22 protein-coding genes are annotated in these 21,661 nt (G+C 56.4%); 16 read left to right on the top strand and 6 right to left on the bottom strand.

The features are described from left to right. Window positions 1-67: 67 nt before the first annotated feature. Complete coding sequence (locus tag INF61_RS00835) at window positions 68-871, bottom strand: DeoR family transcriptional regulator (RefSeq protein WP_017693937.1); 804 nt, start codon at window positions 869-871, stop codon at window positions 68-70. 239 nt (window positions 872-1,110) lie between these two features. Between INF61_RS00835 and kbaZ the strand changes: the two genes are divergently transcribed. The 11 genes from kbaZ to INF61_RS00780 all read left to right on the top strand — a co-directional run bounded on the left by kbaZ (window position 1,111) and on the right by INF61_RS00780 (window position 13,208). Beyond that, a complete protein-coding gene (gene kbaZ, locus INF61_RS00830; protein WP_032649636.1) occupies window positions 1,111-2,418 on the top strand; it encodes a tagatose-bisphosphate aldolase subunit KbaZ in 1,308 nt (435 codons plus the stop codon). 19 nt (window positions 2,419-2,437) lie between these two features. Then, window positions 2,438-2,911: a PTS N-acetylgalactosamine transporter subunit IIB gene (gene agaV / locus INF61_RS00825; protein ID WP_003861728.1), complete on the top strand. Its 474-nt coding sequence runs from the start codon at window positions 2,438-2,440 to the stop codon at window positions 2,909-2,911. A 10-nt stretch (window positions 2,912-2,921) separates the two neighbouring features. Continuing rightward, window positions 2,922-3,701, top strand: a complete 780-nt coding sequence (gene agaW, locus INF61_RS00820; RefSeq protein WP_003861730.1) for a PTS N-acetylgalactosamine transporter subunit IIC — start codon at window positions 2,922-2,924, stop codon at window positions 3,699-3,701. Next, window positions 3,691-4,569, top strand: coding sequence for a PTS N-acetylgalactosamine transporter subunit IID (gene agaE, locus INF61_RS00815; protein WP_017693933.1), 879 nt, complete (start codon window positions 3,691-3,693; stop codon window positions 4,567-4,569). Before agaW ends, agaE begins: the two co-directional genes overlap by 11 nt. Window positions 4,570-4,586: 17 nt before the next feature. Next, window positions 4,587-5,021, top strand: coding sequence for a PTS galactosamine/N-acetylgalactosamine transporter subunit IIA (agaF, locus tag INF61_RS00810; RefSeq protein ID WP_047636379.1), 435 nt, complete (start codon window positions 4,587-4,589; stop codon window positions 5,019-5,021). After that, window positions 5,018-6,151 (top strand): N-acetylglucosamine-6-phosphate deacetylase, encoded by a 1,134-nt coding sequence (nagA, locus tag INF61_RS00805; protein ID WP_045329210.1) that lies wholly within the window; start codon window positions 5,018-5,020, stop codon window positions 6,149-6,151. Before agaF ends, nagA begins: the two co-directional genes overlap by 4 nt. Before the next feature lie 246 nt (window positions 6,152-6,397). After that, window positions 6,398-7,543, top strand: a complete 1,146-nt coding sequence (locus tag INF61_RS00800) for an SIS domain-containing protein (RefSeq protein WP_032104421.1) — start codon at window positions 6,398-6,400, stop codon at window positions 7,541-7,543. Between the two features lie 12 nt (window positions 7,544-7,555). Then, complete coding sequence (gene kbaY, locus INF61_RS00795) at window positions 7,556-8,428, top strand: tagatose-bisphosphate aldolase subunit KbaY (RefSeq protein WP_193547447.1); 873 nt, start codon at window positions 7,556-7,558, stop codon at window positions 8,426-8,428. A 117-nt stretch (window positions 8,429-8,545) separates the two neighbouring features. Then, a complete protein-coding gene (malX, locus tag INF61_RS00790) occupies window positions 8,546-10,117 on the top strand; it encodes a maltose/glucose-specific PTS transporter subunit IIBC (protein ID WP_017382443.1) in 1,572 nt (523 codons plus the stop codon). Between the two features lie 12 nt (window positions 10,118-10,129). After that, on the top strand, window positions 10,130-11,302 hold the full coding sequence (locus INF61_RS00785) for a MalY/PatB family protein (protein WP_058689647.1): 1,173 nt from the start codon (window positions 10,130-10,132) through the stop codon (window positions 11,300-11,302). A 16-nt stretch (window positions 11,303-11,318) separates the two neighbouring features. Continuing rightward, window positions 11,319-13,208: an enterotoxin gene (locus INF61_RS00780; RefSeq protein ID WP_149500550.1), complete on the top strand. Its 1,890-nt coding sequence runs from the start codon at window positions 11,319-11,321 to the stop codon at window positions 13,206-13,208. A gap of 19 nt (window positions 13,209-13,227) precedes the next feature. On the opposite strand, the gene INF61_RS00775 is transcribed toward INF61_RS00780, so the two are convergent. After that, window positions 13,228-14,208, bottom strand: a complete 981-nt coding sequence (locus tag INF61_RS00775; protein ID WP_193547446.1) for a Fic family protein — start codon at window positions 14,206-14,208, stop codon at window positions 13,228-13,230. Between the two features lie 5 nt (window positions 14,209-14,213). Next, the gene (gene rsmI / locus INF61_RS00770) at window positions 14,214-15,077 is read right to left on the bottom strand and encodes a 16S rRNA (cytidine(1402)-2'-O)-methyltransferase (RefSeq protein ID WP_000809144.1); all 864 of its coding nucleotides are present in this window, start codon (window positions 15,075-15,077) and stop codon (window positions 14,214-14,216) included. 61 nt (window positions 15,078-15,138) lie between these two features. Here rsmI and INF61_RS00765 point away from each other — a divergent pair, with 61 nt between their 5' ends. Genes INF61_RS00765 through dolP form a run of 4 tightly spaced genes read left to right on the top strand, consistent with a single transcriptional unit; the run spans window position 15,139 to window position 18,827 of the window. After that, window positions 15,139-17,277, top strand: coding sequence for a penicillin-binding protein activator (locus tag INF61_RS00765; protein ID WP_023295491.1), 2,139 nt, complete (start codon window positions 15,139-15,141; stop codon window positions 17,275-17,277). After that, window positions 17,235-17,630, top strand: a complete 396-nt coding sequence (locus tag INF61_RS00760; RefSeq protein WP_017382447.1) for a YraN family protein — start codon at window positions 17,235-17,237, stop codon at window positions 17,628-17,630. The genes INF61_RS00765 and INF61_RS00760 overlap by 43 nt, the downstream gene beginning before the upstream one ends. A gap of 21 nt (window positions 17,631-17,651) precedes the next feature. Further along, on the top strand, window positions 17,652-18,242 hold the full coding sequence (diaA, locus tag INF61_RS00755) for a DnaA initiator-associating protein DiaA (RefSeq protein ID WP_003861754.1): 591 nt from the start codon (window positions 17,652-17,654) through the stop codon (window positions 18,240-18,242). 9 nt (window positions 18,243-18,251) lie between these two features. Further along, the gene (gene dolP / locus INF61_RS00750; RefSeq protein WP_006812102.1) at window positions 18,252-18,827 is read left to right on the top strand and encodes a division/outer membrane stress-associated lipid-binding lipoprotein; all 576 of its coding nucleotides are present in this window, start codon (window positions 18,252-18,254) and stop codon (window positions 18,825-18,827) included. A 49-nt stretch (window positions 18,828-18,876) separates the two neighbouring features. Here the strand turns inward: dolP and INF61_RS00745 are convergent, their stop codons facing one another. Then, entirely contained in the window at window positions 18,877-19,914 is a 1,038-nt protein-coding gene (locus INF61_RS00745) for a permease (protein ID WP_133983256.1), read from the bottom strand. A gap of 40 nt (window positions 19,915-19,954) precedes the next feature. Further along, the gene (locus INF61_RS00740) at window positions 19,955-20,599 is read right to left on the bottom strand and encodes an NAD(P)H-binding protein (protein ID WP_023304489.1); all 645 of its coding nucleotides are present in this window, start codon (window positions 20,597-20,599) and stop codon (window positions 19,955-19,957) included. A gap of 128 nt (window positions 20,600-20,727) precedes the next feature. Here INF61_RS00740 and INF61_RS00735 point away from each other — a divergent pair, with 128 nt between their 5' ends. Beyond that, window positions 20,728-21,246 carry a type 1 glutamine amidotransferase domain-containing protein gene (locus INF61_RS00735; RefSeq protein ID WP_015571965.1) on the top strand — a complete coding sequence of 173 codons (519 nt, stop codon included), beginning with the start codon at window positions 20,728-20,730 and terminating at the stop codon, window positions 21,244-21,246. On the opposite strand, the gene INF61_RS00730 is transcribed toward INF61_RS00735, so the two are convergent. Next, entirely contained in the window at window positions 21,226-21,660 is a 435-nt protein-coding gene (locus INF61_RS00730; RefSeq protein WP_047365703.1) for a YhbP family protein, read from the bottom strand. The two genes, INF61_RS00735 and INF61_RS00730, sit on opposite strands and share 21 nt — an antisense overlap. Window position 21,661 lies beyond the last annotated feature (1 nt).

Raw genomic sequence — 21,661 nt, 5'->3', positions numbered from 1 at the left:
TTGCTTTCAAATTACTGGGGAACCCTCTCCCTATGGGGAGAGGGTTAGGGAGAGGGGAAAAGCCTCTTTAGACCAGCACCACATCGATCCCGCTTTTGCGTAATCCTTCAAGGCTTTCCGCCGGAATGCCTTCATCAACGATAATCATGTCGATCCGCTGAGTATCAATGATTTTATGCAGGCTTGAACGGTTAAACTTGCTGGAGTCAGTGACAACGATAATACGCTCCGCCACCTCGCACATTTTGCGGTTCAGACGGGCTTCATCCTCGTTGTGCGTACTCACCCCCCGGTCGAGATCGATGGCATCGACGCCCAGGAACAGCAGGTCAAAATGGTAATTCTGTAAGGACTGCTCCGCCTGGTCGCCGTAGAAGGACTGCGACTGACGGCGCAAGTGCCCGCCGGTCATCAGCAGCTCTACGCCCTCCGCTTCCAGCAGCGCGTTTGCCACGTTCATCCCGTTGGTCATGGCAATGACATCGGTGTGCTGGCGCAGCATGCGGGCAATTTCAAAGGTTGTGGTGCCGGAGTCCAGAATAATGCGGTGACCCGGCTTCACCAGTTCAGCCGCCGCCTGCGCGATGCTGCGCTTCACTGCCGTATTAAGGGAACTTTTGTCCTCAACGGACGGCTCCACGCCGGGGGCATTGCCTTCGCAAATCAGCGCGCCGCCGTAAGCGCGAACGGCAATCCCCTGCTTTTCCAGAAAGGCCAGATCGTTACGGATCGTCACCGTCGACACGCCGAATAAAAGAGAAAGATCGTTAACCTGCACGCTTCCCTGCGCCCGCAACCGCTGAATGATCTGCTCTCGCCTTTCACTGGTGCCGGTGATGCGCTTCTCTGCGGACGAATCGGTGCTGCTCATACGAGCTCCTTAGTAAATACACTTTCGTTTCATTTCGTTTTGCTTATTAACGCCTTTCTTTTGAGGGAATGCAAGCCCTGTATGGTGTGCGGACGCAAGCTTAATCGCCGCTGAAACCTTTCATTATGTTTCTTTTGTGAAACAGATCGGAAAACTATTATCTTTCGTTTTATTTTTACCTCACCATAATGCAGTATCAAATGAAACAAAACGAAAGATGAATACCAACACCATCCGAAATGGAGAGGAAAGTGAAACATCTGACAGAAATGGTGGAACAACATAAACGGGGGAATACAAACGGGATTTATGCCGTCTGTTCCGCACATCCACTGGTACTTGAAGCTGCACTACGTTACGCCCATTCACAACAGACGCCCCTGCTGATAGAAGCCACCTCAAACCAGGTGGATCAGTTTGGCGGTTATACCGGTATGACGCCCGCCGATTTTTATGGGTTTGTCTGCAAGCTGGCGGGATCTCTTGGTTTCCCCACCTCGCAGCTGATCCTTGGCGGCGATCATTTAGGTCCAAACCGCTGGCAAAACCTGCCGGCTTCGCAGGCGATGGCGAACGCCGACGATCTGATCAGAAGCTACGTGGCGGCCGGATTTAAAAAAATTCACCTCGATTGCAGCATGTCCTGCGAAGACGACCCGGTTCCGTTAACCGATGCAATCGTTGCCGGGCGTGCCGCTCGGCTGGCTAAAATTGCCGAAACCACCTGTCTCGAGCAATTTGGCGTAGCCGATCTGGTCTACGTTATCGGCACGGAAGTTCCGGTTCCCGGTGGGGCACACGAGACGCTGACCGAGCTTGAGGTCACCACGCCAGAGGCGGCACGCGCCACGCTTGAGGCACACCGCCACGCATTCGAGAAGGAAGGGTTAAGCGACATCTGGCCGCGCATTATTGGCCTGGTGGTTCAGCCTGGCGTTGAGTTCGACCATGCGCAGGTTTGTGACTATCAACCGCATAAAGCCGTCGCGCTGAGCGAGATGGTTGAAGCCTACGACACGCTTGTATTTGAAGCACACTCTACCGATTACCAGACGCCGCAGGCGCTGCGCCAGTTGGTGAAAGATCACTTCGCCATTCTGAAAGTCGGCCCTGCGCTAACCTTCGCGCTGCGCGAAGCGCTGTTCTCACTGGCAGCAATTGAAGAAGAGCTGCTGCCGGCAAAAGCCTGCTCAGGGCTGCGTCACGTCCTGGAAAACGTGATGCTCGATCGCCCGGAATACTGGCAAAGCCACTATCACGGCGACGGCAATGCCCGTCGCCTGGCGCGCGGTTACAGCTATTCCGACCGCGTGCGCTATTACTGGCCAGACAGCCAGATTGACGACGCCTTTGAGCGGCTGGTACGCAACCTGGCGGATGAACCGATCCCGCTGCCGCTGATCAGCCAGTATCTGCCGTTGCAGTACAGCAAAGTTCGCGATGGCGCTCTCAGGTCCACACCACGGGAACTCATCCTCGACCACATTCAGGACATACTCCAGCAGTACCATGCCGCCTGCGAAGGCGTAACGACTCAACACGCATAATTAAAAAGAGGAAAACGCTATGCCAAACATTGTCTTATGCCGCATTGATGAACGCCTGATCCACGGTCAGGTGGGCGTACAGTGGGTGGGGTTTGCGGGGGCGAACCTGGTGCTGGTGGCAAATGACGAGGTTGCAGACGATCCGGTTCAGCAAAACCTGATGGAGATGGTGCTGGCGGAAGGCATCGCCGTGCGTTTCTGGTCCCTGCAAAAAGTGATCGACAACATTCATCGCGCCGCCGACCGGCAGAAAATTCTGCTGGTCTGTAAAACACCGGCTGATTTTTTAACGCTGGTCGAGGGCGGCGTGCCCATCACCCGTATTAACGTCGGAAATATGCATTACGCCAGTGGCAAACAGCAAATTGCCAAAACGGTATCTGTAGACGCGAACGATATCGCCGCGTTTAACGGCCTGAAGGCGGCCGGAGTGGAATGCTTCGTTCAGGGCGTTCCAACAGAGACTGCTTTGGATCTCTTTAAACTGCTCTGAGGGATTCACAATGGAAATCAGTCTGTTGCAGGCTTTCGCGCTGGGGCTTCTCGCCTTTATAGCGGGCCTGGATATGTTTAACGGCTTAACACACATGCACCGTCCGGTGGTACTCGGGCCACTGGTTGGCCTGATTCTGGGCGATTTGCACACCGGAATTCTGACCGGCGGTACGTTAGAACTGGTCTGGATGGGACTCGCGCCGCTGGCGGGCGCGCAGCCGCCAAACGTGATTATCGGCACCATCGTTGGCACCACATTTGCCATTACTACAGGCGTGAAGCCGGATGTCGCCGTTGGGGTCGCCGTGCCGTTTGCCGTGGCGGTTCAGATGGGGATCACCTTCCTCTTCTCGGTGATGTCCGGCGTGATGTCCCGCTGCGATCGCATGGCGGCTAACGCAGACACCCGTGGTATTGAACGGGTCAACTATCTGGCACTGCTGGCGCTCGGCGTCTTCTACTTCCTGTGCGCGTTTCTGCCCATCTACTTCGGGGCTGAACATGCGAAAACCGCCATTGACGTGCTGCCGGAACGTCTGATCGACGGTCTCGGCGTCGCGGGCGGCATCATGCCAGCGATCGGCTTCGCCGTGCTGCTGAAGATCATGATGAAAAACGTTTACATCCCTTACTTCATTATCGGCTTTGTCGCCGCGGCCTGGCTGAAACTCCCGGTGCTGGCGATTGCCGCGGCTGCGCTGGCGATGGCGCTGATCGACCTGCTGCGCAAATCGCCTGAACCCACGGCGCCTGCGGCCCAGAAAGAGGAATTTGAAGATGGCATCTAATCACACCACCCTGCCGGGCGTGTCTGAAAGTGAAGAGACACTGCTGACCGGCGTGAATGAAAACGTCTACGAAGACCAGAGTATTGGCGCTGAGCTAACGAAAAAGGATATTAACCGTGTCGCCTGGCGTTCCATGCTGCTACAGGCCTCGTTTAACTACGAGCGTATGCAGGCCTCCGGCTGGCTGTATGGGCTACTGCCCGCGCTGAAAAAGATCCACACCAATAAGCGGGACCTGGCGCGCGCCATGAAAGGCCATATGGGCTTCTTCAACACCCACCCGTTCCTGGTGACCTTCGTCATCGGCATTATTCTGGCAATGGAGCGTTCCAAGCAGGATGTGAACAGCATCCAGAGCACTAAAATTGCCGTCGGCGCACCGCTCGGTGGCATTGGTGACGCCATGTTCTGGCTGACCCTGCTGCCCATCTGCGGGGGGATTGGCGCCAGCCTGGCGCTACAGGGATCCATTCTTGGCGCGGTGGTCTTTATCGTGCTGTTTAACGTGGTGCATCTCGGCCTGCGTTTTGGTCTGGCGCACTATGCCTATCGAATGGGTGTCGCCGCGATCCCGCTGATCAAGGCCAACACCAAAAAGGTTGGTCATGCTGCGTCCATTGTCGGGATGACAGTGATTGGTGCGCTGGTGGCAACCTATGTGCGCCTGAATACCACACTCGAGATTAAAGCCGGGGATGCGGTCGTCAAACTGCAAACCGATGTGATCGACAAACTGATGCCCGCTTTTCTGCCGCTGGTCTACACCCTGACCATGTTCTGGCTGGTACGCCGTGGCTGGAGCCCGCTGCGCCTGATTGGTATCACCGTGGTGCTGGGCGTTGTCGGTAAATTCTGTCACTTCCTGTAATAAGCAAAGAGGTTGCGATGTTAGGCATTATTTTGACGGGTCACGGCGGTTTTGCCAGCGGGCTGGAACAGGCGATGAAGCAAATCCTCGGCGAACAGCCGCAGTTTATCGCCATCGATTTTCCGGAAAGCTCCACCACTGTGCGGCTGACCGCGCAGCTTGAGCAGGCAGTGAATGAACTGGATGCAGAGCACGATATCGTGTTTCTCACCGATCTTCTCGGCGGTACGCCGTTTCGTGTGGCCTCTACCCTCGCGATGCAGCGCCCCGGCAGCGAAGTGATCACCGGCACCAATCTCCAGCTTTTGCTGGAGATGGTTCTGGAGCGCGACGGATTAAGCAGTGAAGCCTTTCGTTTGCAGGCGCTGGAGTGCGGCCATCGCGGCCTGACCAGCCTGGTGGATGAACTTGCACGCTGTCGCGAGGAAGCGCCCGCCGAGGAAGGGATATGAGCCAGCTGCTGCGCGCGCGTCGTCTGCTTACCGGGCAGGGCTGGCTGGATGACCATCAGCTGCGTATGGATAGAGGCGTCATCACCGCCATCGAGCCGATTCCGGCAGGGGTTAATACCCGCGAGGCAGACCTGCTTTGCCCGGCATACATTGATATCCACGTCCACGGCGGCGCGGGTGTGGATGTGATGGATGATGCGCCCGACGTGCTGGACCGGTTAGCCGTGCACAAAGCGCGTGAAGGCGTGGGGGCGTTTCTGCCTACCACCGTCACCGCTCCGCTGGAGGCGATCCATGGCGCGTTACGGCGCATTGCCCGGCGCTGTCATGCCGGTGGCCCCGGCGCGCAGATCCTGGGCAGCTATCTGGAAGGCCCGTACTTTACACCGCAGAACAAAGGGGCGCACCCGCCAGAACTATTTCGCGAACTGGATCTCGCGGAACTTGATGAGCTGATTGCGGTTTCGCAGAACACGCTGCGGGTGGTGGCGCTTGCTCCGGAAAAAGTGGATGCCCTGAAGGCGATCCATCACCTCAAGCAAAAAGGGATACGCGTCATGCTGGGCCACAGCGCCGCTACATACGCGCAAACCCTGGCCGCATTTGATGCAGGCGCAGCCGGGCTGGTGCACTGCTACAACGGCATGACGGGGTTACACCACCGGGAGCCCGGCATGGTTGGCGCCGGGCTTACGGACCCACGCGCGTGGCTGGAGCTTATTGCCGACGGGCATCACGTTCATCCTGGAGCCATGCGGCTATGTTGTTGCTGCGCGAAGGATCGTACGGTGCTGATTACCGATGCCATGCAGGCGGCGGGTATGCCTGATGGGCGCTATACGTTGTGTGGTGAAAATGTCGAGATGCAGGGCGGCGTTGTCCGCACGGCCTCAGGCGGGCTGGCGGGCAGCACGCTCGCGCTGGATGCCGCCGTGCGAAATATGGTGGAGCATACGGGGATCGCCCCAGAAAACGCAATCCATATGGCCTCGCTGCATCCTGCCCGTCTGCTCGGGATGGATCACCTGCTGGGAACGTTAGCGCCAGGCAAACGCGCCAATGTTCTTGCGCTGGATGCGGGTTTACACCTCCGGCAGATCTGGATCCAGGGTCAGGCTCTTTCCCTGTAGCCCCTTCACAGTGTGCCCTGTTGGCCTTACGGAAGACGATCGTAAGGCCTTTCTTTTCCTTTCCTTGATTTTCGCCTTTCCTTTCGCGATCACACTTTTCGTTTTATTTCTTTTTCGCCATTGAACTTTCTATTTCTTTTCTATAAATTTTATTTAACTGCTAAAGTGAACAAGTGAAACGAAACGAAAGATAGCGACACATTTGCCAGCGTCTGATGTGGAATTCACACGACTAAGGACTGAGTTATGCCACAAACCACTATCGCCACCACCGGCACCTGGACCGAAAAAGAGATCCGCCAGCAGCCAGCCAGCTGGCTTCGCTCGCTCAACAATATTGATAATCTGCGCGCGTCGATCGACAGTTTTCTGACGCCACTGTTGCGCAAGCCCGATCTGCGGATCGTTCTGACCGGCGCGGGTACGTCTGCTTTTATCGGCGACATCATTGCGCCATGGCTTGCCAGCCACACGGGGAAAAACATCACCGCGATACCTACGACCGATCTGGTCACCAACCCGATGGATTATTTCAGCCCTTCGCACCCGCTGCTGCTGGTCTCTTTCGCCCGTTCTGGCAATAGCCCGGAGAGCGTCGCCGCCGTTGAGCTGGCGAATCAGTTTGTACCGGAGTGCTACCACCTGTCGATCACCTGTAATGAAGCAGGCAGCCTGTACCAGAATGCCGTCGACAGCGATAACGCCTGCGCTCTGCTCATGCCAGCCGAAACGCACGATCGCGGGTTCGCGATGACAAGCAGCATCACCACCATGATGGCGAGCTGCCTGGCGGTATTCGCACCGGAAACGATCAACAGCAAAACGTTCCGCGACGTGTCCGATCGCTGTCAGGCGATCCTTACATCGCTTGGCGATTTCAGTCCCGGCGTCTTTGGTAACGAACCGTGGAAACGCATTGTTTATCTGGGCAGCGGTGGATTACAGGGCGCCGCACGGGAGTCTGCGCTGAAGGTGCTGGAGCTGACCGCCGGCAAGCTGGCGGCATTCTACGATTCGCCAACGGGTTTCCGTCACGGGCCTAAGTCGCTGGTGGACAACGAAACGCTGGTCGTCGTGTTTGTCTCCAGCCATCCGTATACGCGTCAGTACGATCTGGATCTGCTCGCCGAATTGCGACGCGATCGTCAGGCCATGCGCGTGGTAGCCATTGCAGCCGAAACGGATCCGGTCATTGAAGCTGGCCCGCATATCCTGCTGCCGCCTTCCCGTTCATTTAACGATATGGAGCAGGCGTTCTGCTTCCTGATGTACGCCCAGGTCTTCGCACTGACCCAGTCTCTGCACGTTGGCAATACGCCGGATACGCCATCCGCCAGCGGTACGGTTAACCGTGTGGTCCAGGGCGTCGTTATTCATCCGTGGCAGGCTTAAGAGGACAGGCTCATGAGTATTATTTCTACCAAATATCTTTTGCAGGACGCACAGGCGAAGGGCTATGCCGTTCCGGCCTTTAACATCCATAACGCCGAGACGATCCAGGCGATCCTCGAAGTCTGTAGCGAAATGCGATCGCCGGTGATCCTCGCGGGTACGCCGGGGACGTTTAAACATATTGCGCTGGAAGAGATCTACGCCTTGTGCAGCGCATATTCCCTTACTTATGACATGCCGCTGGCGCTACACCTCGATCACCACGAATCGCTGGACGACATTCGCCGCAAAGTCCATGCCGGCGTACGTAGCACAATGATCGACGGTAGCCATTACCCCTTCGAACAAAACGTCAAGCTGGTGAAATCGGTCGTCGATTTCTGCCACCTCAACGACTGTAGCGTCGAGGCCGAACTGGGCCGACTGGGCGGAGTGGAAGATGACATGAGCGTCGACGCCGAAAGCGCGTTCCTGACCGACCCGCAGGAAGCAAAACGCTTTGTCGAAATGACAGGCGTGGACAGCCTCGCCGTTGCCATCGGTACCGCGCACGGTCTTTATACCAAACGCCCAAAAATCGACTTCCAGCGGCTGGCCGAGATCCGCGAGGTAGTGACAGTGCCGCTGGTGCTGCACGGTGCGAGTGATGTGCCGGATGAGGATGTGCGCCGCACCATTGAGCTGGGCGTCTGCAAAGTTAACGTCGCAACAGAGCTGAAAATTGCCTTCTCTGACGCAGTCAAAGCCTGGTTTGCCGAGAACCCACAGGGCAACGATCCGCGCTTCTACATGCGCGTCGGCATGGATGCCATGAAAGAGGTGGTCAGAAGCAAAATCACCGTTTGCGGCTCGGCGAACCGGCTGCTGCTTGCGACTGAAGCCTGAACCCATCGCGCATAACGTTAGTACCTAAAAAAATAACTATAAGCCTCGCAAATATGAAGGCGCGTCCTTAAGCCGGACAGCGCCTTCCATTATCCTAAAAATCCGAGGAGTCCCTACATGACACAGGAAAAGTCGTTTAAATCGAAAGCGTGGGAGTTTTTCCAGAGCCTGGGAAAGACGTTTATGTTCCCGGTCTCACTGTTGGCCTTTATGGGGTTGTTGTTAGGTATCGGTAGTTCTGTCACCAGCCCTTCCACCATCAAAAGTTTTCCCTTTCTGGGCGGCGAGTTAACGCAGCTCACCTTTGGTTTTATCGCCATGGTCGGCGGCTTTGCTTTTACCTATCTGCCGCTGATGTTTGCCATGGCGATCCCGATGGGCCTTGCCAGACGTAATAAAGCGGTGGGCGCTTTTGCCGGATTCGTTGGCTACATGCTGATGAACATGAGCATCAACTACTACCTGACCGCCACCCACCAGCTTGCGGATGCCGCCACCATGAGACAGGTGGGACAATCCATTGTGCTTGGCATTCAAACGCTGGAGATGGGCGTGCTCGGCGGCATTGTGGTAGGGGTGATCACCTACTTCCTGCACGAACGTTTCCAGGACACGGTGCTGCACGACGCGTTTGCCTTCTTTAGCGGCATTCGTTTTGTGCCCATCATTACCGCCCTCACCCTGTCGCTGGTCGGCTTGTTTATCCCCCTGCTGTGGGAATATGTGGCAATGGGCATTGCCGGGATTGGTCATATCATCCAGAGCACCAGCGTCTTTGGGCCGTTCCTGTATGGCGTAGGCGTACTGCTGCTCAAACCTTTTGGCCTGCACCACATCCTGCTGGCGATGGTGCGCTTCACCCCGGCGGGTGGCATTGAGATGGTTAACGGCCAGGAAGTGGCCGGTGCGCTGAACATTTTCTACGCCGAGCTGAAAGCTGGCCTGCCGTTTAGTCCGCACGTTACGGCATTTTTATCGCAAGGGTTTATGCCGACATTTATCTTCGGCCTGCCTGCCGTGGCTTACGCTATCTACCGCACCGCGCGCCCGGAAAACCGTCCGGTGATTAAAGGGCTGCTGCTTTCAGGCGTGCTGGTTTCAGTTGTCACGGGTATTTCAGAGCCGATTGAGTTCCTGTTCCTGTTTATTGCCCCTGTGCTTTACGCGTTTCATATCGTTATGTCTGGCCTGGCGCTGATGGTGATGGCGCTGCTCGGCGTCACCATCGGCAACACCGACGGCGGCATTCTGGATCTGCTGATCTTCGGCGTCATGCAGGGGATGTCGACCAAATGGTATCTGCTGTTCCCGGTGGGTATTGCCTGGTTTGCTATCTACTTCTTCGTCTTCCGCTGGTACATCCTCAGGCACGATATTAAAACGCCGGGCCGTGAGGTTGACGCGCAGGGTGCGCTCCAGGCGGTGGAAGCCAATACCCGGGCACGTGGAAAATCGAAATACGATCATGGGCTTATTCTTCGCGCGCTTGGCGGTAAAGAGAATATTGAGTCGCTCGACAACTGCATCACCCGCTTACGTCTGGTGGTAAAAGATATGGGGCTTATCGACCAGCAGGCGCTGAAGGCCGCGGGCGCCTTGTCAGTAGTAGTGCTTGATGCCCACAGCGTTCAGGTGATCATCGGTCCGCAGGTGCAGAGCGTCAAATCTGGCATTGAAGCCTTAATTTAACAGGGGGACGTTGTGTTTGATTTCGACAGAATCATTGAGCGTAAAAGCGATAAATGCCGTAAATGGGATCATGCGTTTGTGTGCTCGCGTTTCGGTGATGTCCCGGAGGGATTTATCCCGCTGTGGATAGCAGATATGGATTTCACCTCGCCACCCGCTGTGATTGAAGGCTTCCAGCGCATCGTGGAGCATGGCACCTTCGGTTACACCTGGTGCTTCGACGAATTCTACGATGCGGTCATCGCCTTCCAGCGCACCCGTCATCAGGTTGAGGTGCATGAGTCATGGATCACCCTGACCTACGGCACCGTTTCCACGCTGCACTATACAGTTCAGGCGTTCTGCAAACCCGGGGACTGCGTGATGATGAATACCCCAGTGTATGACCCGTTTGCGATGGCGACACAGCGACAGGGCGTGCGGGTGCTTGCAAATCCGCTGAGCGTGAAGGAAAACCGCTATCAGCTGGATTTTAATCTGATTGAAGTTCAGCTCAAAACTCACCGTCCAAAACTGTGGTTCTTCTGCTCGCCGCATAACCCTTCGGGCCGAATCTGGCGCGCGGATGAGATACGTCAGGTGTCCGATCTCTGTAAGCGCTACGGCACGATTCTGGTGGTTGATGAGGTTCACGCCGAGCACATTCTGGACGGTACATTCGTCAGTTGTCTGACTTCGGGCTGTGCCGCCCAGGACAACCTGATTGTGCTGACCTCCCCCAATAAAGCCTTCAACCTTGGCGGGCTAAAAACATCCTACTCAATGATTCCAGACGATTCGCTGCGCCAGCGTTTCCGCCAGCAGCTGGAGAAGAACTCCATTACCTCGCCCAATATCTTCGGCGTGTGGGGAATTATTCTGGCTTATCAGCAAGGTCTGCCATGGCTCGACGCGCTGAATGGTTATCTGCGCGGCAATGCCCGCTACCTTGCGGATGCCATCCAGACCCATTTCCCTGCATGGAAGATGATGAACCCGGAGTCGTCGTATCTCGCCTGGATAGACGTCAGTGCGGACGATCGCAGTGCGACGGCGCTAACTCAACATTTCGCAAAACAGGCTGGCGTGGTCATTGAAGATGGCAGCCACTACGTACAAAACGGCGAAAACTACCTGCGTATTAACTTCGGCACCCAGCGCTACTGGCTGGAACAGTCCATCAACCGAATGCTGAAGCATTACTGATAAGGATCTTACCCCGATGAAAAAAATGCTCACTCTCTCGCTGCTGACTCTCTGTGTTTCTCATGGTGCGGCGGCAGCAAACTACGCGCTCAGTAACGACAATATTGCCCTTTCGTTTGATGATGCAAACGCAACGGTAGTGGTAACGGACAGCAAAGCTAACCATCCGATCACGCCCCAGGAGTTGTTCTTTCTGACGCTACCGGATGAAACAAAAATCCACACCGCTGATTTCAAAATCAAGCACGTCGAAAAGCAGGACAATGCGATAGTCATCGACTTTACGCATCCGGATTTTAACGTAACGGTGAAACTGAACCTGGTGAAGGGAAAATACGCCAGCATCGGCTACACCATCGCCGCCGTCGGGCAGCCGCGGGACGTAGCGAAAATTACCTTCTTCCCGACGAAGAAGCAGTCTCAGGCACCTTACGTTGACGGGGCGATTAACAGCTCGCCAATCGTAGCCGACTCGTTCTTCATCCTGCCAGACAAACCGATTGTGAATACTTACGCTTATGAAGCCACCACGAACCTCAACGTGGAGCTGAAAACGCCAATTCTGCCTGAGACACCGGTTAGTTTTACCACCTGGTTCGGCACTTTCCCGGAAGCTAATCAGCTGCGCCGCAGCGTAAACCAGTTTATCGATGCCGTGCGTCCACGGCCTTATAAGCCTTACCTGCACTACAACAGCTGGATGGACATCGGCTTCTTTACTCCTTACTCCGAGCAGGATGTCATTGGGCGGATGGACGAATGGAATAAAGAATTTATTGCCGGACGCGGGGTGGCGCTGGACGCGTTCCTGCTGGACGATGGCTGGGACGATCGCACCGGACGCTGGCTGTTTGGCCCGGCATTCAGCAACGGTTTTGGCAAAGTCAGGGAAAAAGCCGACAGCCTGCATAGCTCGGTTGGGCTGTGGCTTTCACCGTGGGGCGGTTACAACAAGCCGCGCGATATTCGCGTCTCGCATGCAAAAGAGTATGGTTTCGAAACCGTAGACGGCAAGCTGGCGCTGTCGGGGCCGAACTACTTTAAAAACTTTAACGATCAGATCATCAAGCTGATCAAAAACGAGCACATTACCTCGTTCAAGCTCGACGGAATGGGTAACGCCAATTCGCACATCAAGGGCAGCCCATTTGCATCGGATTTTGACGCGTCCATTGCCCTGCTGCACAACATGCGCAGCGCAAATCCGAACCTGTTTATCAACCTGACCACCGGCACCGACGCCAGCCCGTCCTGGCTGTTCTATGCTGATTCAATCTGGCGTCAGGGCGATGATATCAACCTGTACGGCCCCGGCACGCCAGTGCAGCAGTGGATGACCTACCGCGATGCCGAAACCTGGCGATCCATCGTGCGTAAAGGTCCGCTGTTCCCGCTGAACTCACTGATGTACCACGGGATCGTCAGCGCAGAGAACGCTTACTATGGACTCGAGAAAGTGCAAACAGACAGCGATTTTGCCGATCAGGTCTGGAGCTACTTCGCAACCGGAACTCAGCTTCAGGAGCTGTACATTACGCCGTCCATGCTGAATAAGGCGAAGTGGGATACCCTGGCGCAGGCGGCGAAATGGTCGCGTGAGAATGCCAGCGTGCTGGTGGATACTCACTGGATTGGCGGTGACCCAACTTCGCTTGAGGTTTACGGCTGGGCCTCATGGAGTAAAGACAAAGCGATTTTTGGCTTACGCAACCCATCGGATAAGCCGCAACGTTACTTCCTGGATTTAACCAAAGATTTTGAGATCCCGGCAGGAGAGCGTTCGCAGTTTACCCTGAAAGCCGTGTACGGCAGTAATTCGACCGTACCAGAGGAGTATAAAAACGCTGTGGTGATTACGCTGCAACCGCTGGAAACGCTGGTGTTTGAGGCGATGCCGTGGAAATAAAAAGTGTTCAGCTGGCAGGTTAAGCCATGACCTGCCAGCTTCCCCCTTTCCTTGCCCCAAGGCGTTTTAATTTACCTTTTGTTTGCAAAGAACGGAGATAACGTTCCGCAGTGCGGGAAGTCACGCCCAATACAGAGGCCAACATCACCGCAGTCATTTGCGGTTGAACGGTAAGCAATTCAAGGATAGTGTGTTCCTTTTCCGACAATTCTTCCGACATTTTTTCCGACGTGGCGGATGTCATATCGATGCCTTCCCGCAAAGCTTCGGCCAAATTTTGCAACATAAACGCCACGAATGCCGTGCAGTCACTGGCCCGATCGCATTGTCCTAAAATCTGATAATAGCGCGCTTGCTGGAAGTGAATGAGTGTTTCAACGGGCAGCCATGCAAGTTCTGCACGCCACTGGCTTAAGATCAACGTTTGCCACAGCCGCCCCATGCGGCCATTTCCATCCGAAAAGGGATGAATAAATTCAAACTCGTAGTGAAATACCGAACTGGCAATCAGCGGGTGAAGATCGGTTTGCTTAAGCCAGGAAAGAAGATCGTCGATAAGGCGGTTCATCTGTGAGGCTGGCGGAGCCATGTGGACTAACTGGTTTCCACGGTACACCCCTACGTCCCCATTTCTGAGCTTTCCGGGATGATCGACCAGACCCATCATTAATAATCGGTGTGCACTGAGTAAGTCGTTGAGCTTCCAGGGCTTCCATTCGGGCAGTTTCTCATATGCCAGGATAGCATTGCGTACTTCCTGAATATCTTTTTCAGGTGCAAGCACGCGTTTGCCATCCATGATTGCCGTCACCTGCCCTGTCGTCAGCGAGTTGTGCTCAATGGCTAGCGATGCCTGAATAGTTCGAATACGGTTCTCTTTACGCAGGAGTGGCGAAGTTCTGCCTGAATGTGCCGCCCAATGCCCCAATAGTTCACCAATCTCAACCACCTGATTGAGGATAAAGGGTGTGATGGTGAAGGGAGGCTGATAGCGGCTCATTTGGCTTACTCCCCCTGCTGCTCCAGCGCATATTTATACAGCGCATTTTTCTTCACGCCGTGGATCTCCGCCGCCAGCGCCGCCGCTTTTTTCAGAGGAAGTTCAGCCTGTAGCAGGGCCAGCGTACGCAGCGCATCGGCAGGCAGAGCGTCTTCCTGCGCTTTGTGGCCTTCGACAATCAGCACCATTTCGCCCTTGCGGCGGTTTTCGTCTTCTTTCACCCACGCCAGCAGTTCGCCGACCGGCGCACCGTGAATGGTTTCCCACGTTTTGGTCAGCTCGCGCGCCAGCACCACGTAGCGCCCTTCGCCCCAGACGGTCACCATATCCTCCAGGCTTTCCAGCAGACGGTGAGTGGATTCGTAGAAGATCAACGTACGCGGTTCGGCTTCCAGATCCTTTAATACATCGCGGCGACCTTTGGATTTAGCTGGCAGGAAACCTTCGTAGCAGAAACGATCGGACGGCAGACCCGCAGCGCTTAACGCCGCAATCGCCGCGCACGGCCCCGGCAGCGGCACAACGCGGATGCCAGCTTCCCGGCAGGTGCGTACCAGATGGTAGCCCGGATCGTTGATCAGCGGCGTTCCCGCATCGGAGACCAGCGCGATGTTCTGCCCTTCTTTAAGCTTCGCCACAAGCGTTTCGGCTTTTTGTTGCTCATTGTGATCGTGCAGGGCAAACAAACGGGCGTTGATGGCAAAGTGTTGTAGCAGTAAACCGGTATGACGGGTGTCTTCAGCCGCAATTAAATCAACAGCTTGCAATACGGTGAGCGCACGTTGGGTAATATCAGACAAATTCCCGATAGGAGTAGGTACAATATAAAGCTGGCCTTGAGAATTATCTGCCGTTTCGTGTTGTTTCATTGTTTCGTCCGTATTGCCGATTTAATATTGAGCATTGCGTAAAAAAATCACTGGATACAGTATGGTACCGTTAACGTTTCTTCGAAAAAAAGCCGCGCACAGCGTGCCCCTCCTGCTGGCAGCCCTGATCTTTACCGGCTGCGGCACCCAGGCACCTGACCAGAGCACTGCTCATATGCAGGGATCCGCTCAGGCTGATTCTGGCTTTTATCTGCAACAAATGTCGCAGAGTACAAATGATACCAGGATCAACTGGCAATTACTCGCCATTCGTGCACTGCTGAAAGAAGGGAAAACCCAGCAGGCCGCCGAGCTGTTCAGCCAGCTGCCGCAGGATCTTAACGACACTCAGCGCCATGAGCAGACGCTGCTGTCGGCAGAACTTAAGGTCGCGCAAAAAGATTACGACGGCGCGAAGAAGATCCTCGGCACCATCGATCTCAGCACGCTGGATAAAAACCAGCAGGCCCGTTTCTGGCAGGCCGGTATCACCGCTGAGCAGGGTCGCCCTTCCCTGACGCTACTCCGCGCGCTGATTGCCCAGGAGCCTCTGCTCGCGGGTGCGGACAAGCAAAAAAATATTGACGCAACCTGGCAGGCGCTCGCCTCCATGACCCAGGATCAGGCCAAGGCGCTGGTAATCAACGCCGATGAAAATGTCCTGCAAGGCTGGCTGGATCTGCAACAGATGTGGTTCAACAACCGCAGCGATCCGAACATGCTGAAAGCCGGCATTACCGACTGGCAAAAGCGTTACCCGCAAAACCCGGGAGCGAAAATGCTGCCAACGCAGCTGGTGAACGTGCAAAACTTTAAGCCCGCCTCCACCAGCAAAATTGCCCTGCTGCTGCCGTTAAACGGTCAGGCTGCGGTGTTTGGTCGCGCCATTCAGCAAGGTTTTGAAGCCGCGAAAAACGGCACCACCGCCGTCAGCGGCAGCGCGGTTCCGGCGCAGGCTGCACAGGCGGCGAATGTGAATGACGTTGTCAGCCCGTCCGCCGCCGAAACCAGCGACCTGACCACCGCGCAAACCCCTGCGCAGGGCACCATGCAGAATCCGGTTACCGCCCCAACGACGCAGCCTGCTACCCCAGCGCCTGCGGCAACACAGGCCCCGGCTGAAACACCGGCGCCCGCGACGGCAGAACAACCTCAGCCGCAAACCGCGCAGCCGGAACAGCAGCCAGCAACCCAGCCGCAGGCTGTGGCCACCACCAGCGCTAATCCTGGTGCAGAGTTGAAAATCTACGACACCAGCGCCCAGCCGCTTGACCAGGTGCTGGCGCAGGTTCAGCAGGACGGGGCCAGCATCGTTGTCGGCCCGCTGTTGAAAAACAACGTGGAAGCGCTGATGAAGAGCAACACCACGCTGAACGTGCTGGCGCTTAATCAGCCTGAGCAGGTTCAGAACCGCGCCAATATCTGTTACTTCGCCCTCTCTCCGGAGGATGAAGCCCGCGATGCGGCCCGCCATATTCACGAGCAGGGCAAGCAGGCGCCGCTGCTGCTGATCCCACGCAGCACGCTGGGCGATCGCGTTGCCAACGCGTTTGCGCAAGAGTGGCAGACCCTTGGCGGTGGCGTGGTGTTGCAGCAGAAATTTGGCTCAGCTTCCGAACTGAGAGCGGGCGTGAACGGCGGGGCAGGTATTGCCCTCAACGGTAGCCCGGTATCCGCCAGCCTGCCGCAGCAGCAGAGCGTCACCATCGGCGGTCTGACGATCCCGGCACCACCTACCGACGCGCAAATCAGCGGCGGCGGTAAAGTGGATTCGGCGTACATCGTCGCTACGCCGGAAGAGATCGCCTTTATCAAACCGATGATCGCCATGCGTAACGGCAGCCAGAGCGGTGCAACGCTCTACGCCAGCTCACGCAGCGCACAGGGTACCGCAGGCCCGGATTTCCGTCTGGAAATGGAAGGACTGCAATACAGCGAGATCCCCATGCTGGCAGGCAGCAACCCGCAGTTGATGCAGCAGGCGCTGGGCGCGGTGCGCAATGACTATTCCCTGGCGCGTCTGTACGCGATGGGCGTCGATGCCTGGGCGCTGGCAAACCACTTCACCCAGATGCGTCAGGTACCGGGCTTCGAGCTTAACGGGAATACCGGCGATCTGACCGCCGATCAGGATTGTGTGATTAACAGGAAGTTATCATGGCTCAAATACCAGCAGGGGCAGATTGTCCCGGCCAGTTAAGCCGTAAACAGACCGGCGACGCGTGGGAGTTAAAGGCGCGACGCTGGCTTGAAGGCAAAGGACTGCGCTTTGTCGCCGCCAACGTTCGCGGGCGCGGCGGCGAGATTGACCTGATCATGAAAGACGGTCAGACCATCGTGTTTGTTGAAGTTCGCTTCCGACAGTCGTCCCGTTTTGGCGGTGCTGCCGCCAGCGTGACGCTCGCCAAACAACAAAAATTATTACAGACTGCCCACTTGTGGCTTGCCCGCCATAATGGGAGTTTTGATACTGTGGATTGCCGTTTCGATGTGGTAGCCTTCACCGGAAATGCGATCGACTGGCTTAAAAACGCGTTTGGCGAAGACGCATAAATAAGATTTTAAAGGGATACCGTGCTCGAACGAATTAAAGTGTGCTTCACAGAAAGCATTCAAACGCAGATTGCCGCGGCGGAAGCCCTCCCGGACGCGATCTCGCGTGCAGCGATGACGCTGGTTCAGTCGCTGCTCAACGGCAACAAAATCCTCTGTTGTGGCAATGGCACGTCCGCCGCCAACGCACAGCATTTTGCTGCCAGCATGATCAATCGCTTCGAAACCGAGCGCCCGAGTTTACCTGCCATTGCACTAAACACCGATAACGTGGTCTTAACTGCGATTGCCAACGATCGTCTGCATGACGAAATCTACGCCAAGCAGGTGCGCGCCTTAGGCCATGCCGGAGACGTGCTGCTGGCGATCTCCACGCGCGGTAACAGCCGGGATATCGTTAAAGCGGTTGAAGCGGCCGTGACCCGGGATATGACGATTGTCGCCCTGACCGGTTACGACGGCGGAGAGCTGGCTGGCCTGCTGGGGCCGCAGGATGTGGAGATCCGCATTCCTTCGCACCGTAGCGCCCGCATCCAGGAGATGCATATGCTCACGGTGAACTGCTTATGCGATCTGATCGATAACACGCTTTTCCCTCACCAGGATGATTAAGGAGTTCTCATGAAGGTTTTATCGGCCCTTGCAGTCGTGATGTCTGCATTACTGCTTCAGGGATGCATCGCTGCCGCTGTAGTCGGCACCGCAGCGGTCGGCACCAAAGCAGCGACCGATCCGCGCACCGTTGGGACGCAGGTGGATGACGGTACGCTTGAGCTGCGCGTAAACAGTGCGCTGTCGAAAGACGAGCAGATCAAGAAGGAAGCACGCATCAACGTGACGGCTTATCAGGGCAAAGTACTGCTGGCAGGCCAGGCGCCAAATCCTGAACTCGCCTCGCGCGCCAAACAGATCGCGATGGGTGTGGAAGGCACGGCGGAAGTGTTTAACGAGATCCGCCAGGGCCAGCCGATTGGTCTCGGCACCGCGTCATCTGATACTTGGATCACCACCAAAGTGCGTTCCCAGCTGCTGGGTACCGACCAGGTGAAATCCTCAAACGTGAAAGTGACCACGGAGAACGGCGAAGTATTCCTGCTGGGTCTGGTGACGGAACGTGAAGGGAAAGCGGCGGCGGATATCGCCAGCCGGGTGAGCGGCGTGAAACACGTCACCACCGCCTTTACTTACATTAAGTAATTACCACCTGACTACAGGCCCGGTAAGCGCTAGCGCCACCGGGCTTTTTTCACACAAGCGCCATACTCCCCACAATAACTCCGCTCAACGCCACCAGCCCCGCAGTCAGCCACAGCGCTTTCGCCGGGAATGACTTACGCAGCATGATAAGCGACGGCAGGCTCACCGCCGGCAGCGTGATGAGCAGCGCCAGCGCCGGTGCGGTCCCCATACCAGCCATCATCATGGTCTGAATAATCGGGATCTCCGCCGCGGTTGGGATCACAAACAGGCACCCGGCCACCGCCATCGCAATCACCCACATCAGCGTGTTGTCGATAGCGCCATCCGCATGCGGGAACAGCCAGACGCGCGCCGCCCCCAGCACCAGTACGGCCAGGATATAGACCGGAATGGTGCTCCAGAAAAGCTGCCACAGCGCTTTGCCCCAGCGAGCAAAGAAACTGCCCTGCGGCTCGCTGACGTCCAGCTCAACGGAGGCAGGCCCGGCCTCGTTGTCTTTCACCAGGTGCTGCACCAGCGTAGCGACAAGCACCACCGTCAGCAGGCCAGCCGCCAGACGGATAAACGCAAAATGCCAGCCGAGAACGAAGCCCATAAACACCAGCGTTGCCGGGTTCAGCAGGGGGTTACCCATCCAGAAGGCAAGCGCGCCGCCCATCGACACATGCTGTCGGCGCATACCCGCCGCCACCGGTGCGGCGCAGCAGGAGCACATCATGCCCGGCAGGGAGAAAATCGTCCCCAGCAGCGTGCCCTGCAAGCGCGGCTGTCCCAGAGTTTTCACCAGCCAGTTACGCGGGATAAGTACCTGAATCAGCGAGCCCAGCAATACGCCCAATACCGCCGCTTTCCAGACGGCAAGAAAATAGACCATGGCGTAATCCCACGCCGCGCGTAGCGGGCTGGAATCGGCCTGCGCGAGAATCGATTTACCGATGCTGTGGGTGTCGGCGGCGGTGAAGGCTTTACCGTAGTACGGCTGCCATTTCACATACCAGAGGCCAATGATGACCACGAGAAAGAAGAGTGCGGGCTTCCACCACTGAACAGGTGTTGCCGCCTGAGATGAAGACTGACCAGTCATACCATTCCCCGGAAGGTGTTATTTAATAAGCCGGGGAAGTTTACGCCTCGCCCTGCGCGATTTCACGCAGTTTTGCCGAAGGGATAATATTAACCCCCTCCTGCGACGGAGCCAGCGCCTCTTTTAGCATCGCCAGCGCGACATCCCGCGCCTCGATGGACTTCCAGTTACCCGGCAGAATGCGAAACAGCGGAGCGAAAAATGACTCGTTAAAACGACGTTCGTCACGGTGCCCCATCAGCATGGAAGGCCGCGCGATGGTCAGGCGCTCCCATTTCTGCGCGATTAACGCCTCTTCCATTTTGCCCTTCACCTGGTTGTAAAAAAACGGCGAGCCTGCATTCGCGCCGTGCGCGCTGACTACCAGGAAATGTTTTGCGCCCAGCTTTTTCGCCGTCAGGGCGGTATCCACCACCAGTGTGTAATCCGCATGGACAAAAGCTTCTTTACTGCCCGCTTCCCGTCGGGTGGTGCCAAGGCAGCAAAAGGCGATATCAATGGGATCCTGCACCTGCGCCAGCGCGTCGGTGAGCTGTGGATCGTGCGGGTTATAGACGCCGGTGATATCCAACAGCGGGCGACGCGTCGGGGCGGCGATATAATTGATATGCCGATCCTGGATCAGCAGCCGCAGCAGATGTCCACCCACCAGCCCGGTTGCGCCGGTAATCAGTACCTGACTCATCTTATCCCCTTTACAGAATTGTCCGTTTGCGTTCTGGGCCTGCTCTACCACACTTAAAAGTCTGTTACCGGTAAGTATTTACCACAAACGGGAAAAAAACAGTCTGAAGCGAAAACAACGGAGGAAGCATGGGTAAAAAAATCGCAGTCTTGATTACCGACGAGTTTGAAGATTCAGAATTTACGTCGCCAGCAGAGGCATTCCGCAAGGCGGGCCACGAGGTGGTCACCATCGAGAAAGAAGCGGGTAAAACCGTGAAGGGCCATAAGGGCGAAGCCAGCGTGACCATTGACGAATCCATTGATAACGTCAGCCCGTCGGATTTCGACGCCCTGCTGTTACCGGGCGGTCATTCACCGGATTCCCTGCGCGGAGACGAGCGTTTCGTCACCTTTACCCGTGACTTCGTCGGCACCGGTAAACCGGTATTTGCCATTTGCCACGGTCCGCAGCTGCTGATCAGCGCCGAGGTGGTACGCGGGCGTAAGCTCACCGCGGTGAAGCCGATCGTTATCGATCTGAAAAACGCGGGAGCCGAGTTCTACGATCAGGAAGTGGTGAACGATAACGATCAGCTGATCACCAGCCGTACACCGGACGATCTGCCAGCGTTTAACCGTGAAGCGCTACGCCTGCTCGGCGCGTAACCAGTGCAGCTTCTTGCCAAAGCCCAGGGTGTTGTCGGTAAATTTCAGCTCATCAAGGCGGATTTCCCACACCGGGGCTTTTAGCGCCGCGGCCACCGGGAAGCGGCGCGTATAGCGTTTACGTTGCGCGTCGCTCTCCTCACCTTCCAGGCGACGAATTTCGCCTTTAAACTGGACCCCGCGGATCAGCGCAACGGTTTTAGGCTGACCGTTTACCGTGCCCGCCACTTTTGCCCGCTGGCCCGTCATCTGCGCATGCCGCGTTTTATCTTCGCTCATCACGTAAAAGGCCACGCGCCCGGGATCGTAGTAATAAAAGGCATTTGCGCACCACATCTCCTCGTCTTTACAGACGCACCAGGTCACGACATGCTGCTTTGCCAGCCAGCGGTTAATGGCGGCCAGTGTTTCCATT

Origin of the sequence: Enterobacter cloacae complex sp. P18RS (assembly GCF_014982105.1) — a bacterium.
Taxonomy (GTDB): Bacteria; Pseudomonadota; Gammaproteobacteria; order Enterobacterales; family Enterobacteriaceae; genus Enterobacter; species Enterobacter hormaechei_C.
Note: the sequence above shows the minus strand (reverse complement) of the source record. Positions and strands in the feature narration are given on the sequence as shown.

Coding starts and splice junctions, on each gene's coding strand:
- INF61_RS00835 (WP_017693937.1), bottom strand. CDS start 871: ATGAGCAGCACCGATTCGTCCGCAGAGAAGCGCATCACCGGCACCAGT.
- kbaZ (WP_032649636.1), top strand. CDS start 1,111: ATGGAGAGGAAAGTGAAACATCTGACAGAAATGGTGGAACAACATAAA.
- agaV (WP_003861728.1), top strand. CDS start 2,438: ATGCCAAACATTGTCTTATGCCGCATTGATGAACGCCTGATCCACGGT.
- agaW (WP_003861730.1), top strand. CDS start 2,922: ATGGAAATCAGTCTGTTGCAGGCTTTCGCGCTGGGGCTTCTCGCCTTT.
- agaE (WP_017693933.1), top strand. CDS start 3,691: ATGGCATCTAATCACACCACCCTGCCGGGCGTGTCTGAAAGTGAAGAG.
- agaF (WP_047636379.1), top strand. CDS start 4,587: ATGTTAGGCATTATTTTGACGGGTCACGGCGGTTTTGCCAGCGGGCTG.
- nagA (WP_045329210.1), top strand. CDS start 5,018: ATGAGCCAGCTGCTGCGCGCGCGTCGTCTGCTTACCGGGCAGGGCTGG.
- INF61_RS00800 (WP_032104421.1), top strand. CDS start 6,398: ATGCCACAAACCACTATCGCCACCACCGGCACCTGGACCGAAAAAGAG.
- kbaY (WP_193547447.1), top strand. CDS start 7,556: ATGAGTATTATTTCTACCAAATATCTTTTGCAGGACGCACAGGCGAAG.
- malX (WP_017382443.1), top strand. CDS start 8,546: ATGACACAGGAAAAGTCGTTTAAATCGAAAGCGTGGGAGTTTTTCCAG.
- INF61_RS00780 (WP_149500550.1), top strand. CDS start 11,319: ATGAAAAAAATGCTCACTCTCTCGCTGCTGACTCTCTGTGTTTCTCAT.
- INF61_RS00775 (WP_193547446.1), bottom strand. CDS start 14,208: ATGAGCCGCTATCAGCCTCCCTTCACCATCACACCCTTTATCCTCAAT.
- rsmI (WP_000809144.1), bottom strand. CDS start 15,077: ATGAAACAACACGAAACGGCAGATAATTCTCAAGGCCAGCTTTATATT.
- INF61_RS00765 (WP_023295491.1), top strand. CDS start 15,139: ATGGTACCGTTAACGTTTCTTCGAAAAAAAGCCGCGCACAGCGTGCCC.
- INF61_RS00760 (WP_017382447.1), top strand. CDS start 17,235: ATGGCTCAAATACCAGCAGGGGCAGATTGTCCCGGCCAGTTAAGCCGT.
- dolP (WP_006812102.1), top strand. CDS start 18,252: ATGAAGGTTTTATCGGCCCTTGCAGTCGTGATGTCTGCATTACTGCTT.
- INF61_RS00745 (WP_133983256.1), bottom strand. CDS start 19,914: ATGACTGGTCAGTCTTCATCTCAGGCGGCAACACCTGTTCAGTGGTGG.
- INF61_RS00740 (WP_023304489.1), bottom strand. CDS start 20,599: ATGAGTCAGGTACTGATTACCGGCGCAACCGGGCTGGTGGGTGGACAT.
- INF61_RS00735 (WP_015571965.1), top strand. CDS start 20,728: ATGGGTAAAAAAATCGCAGTCTTGATTACCGACGAGTTTGAAGATTCA.
- INF61_RS00730 (WP_047365703.1), bottom strand. CDS start 21,660: ATGGAAACACTGGCCGCCATTAACCGCTGGCTGGCAAAGCAGCATGTC.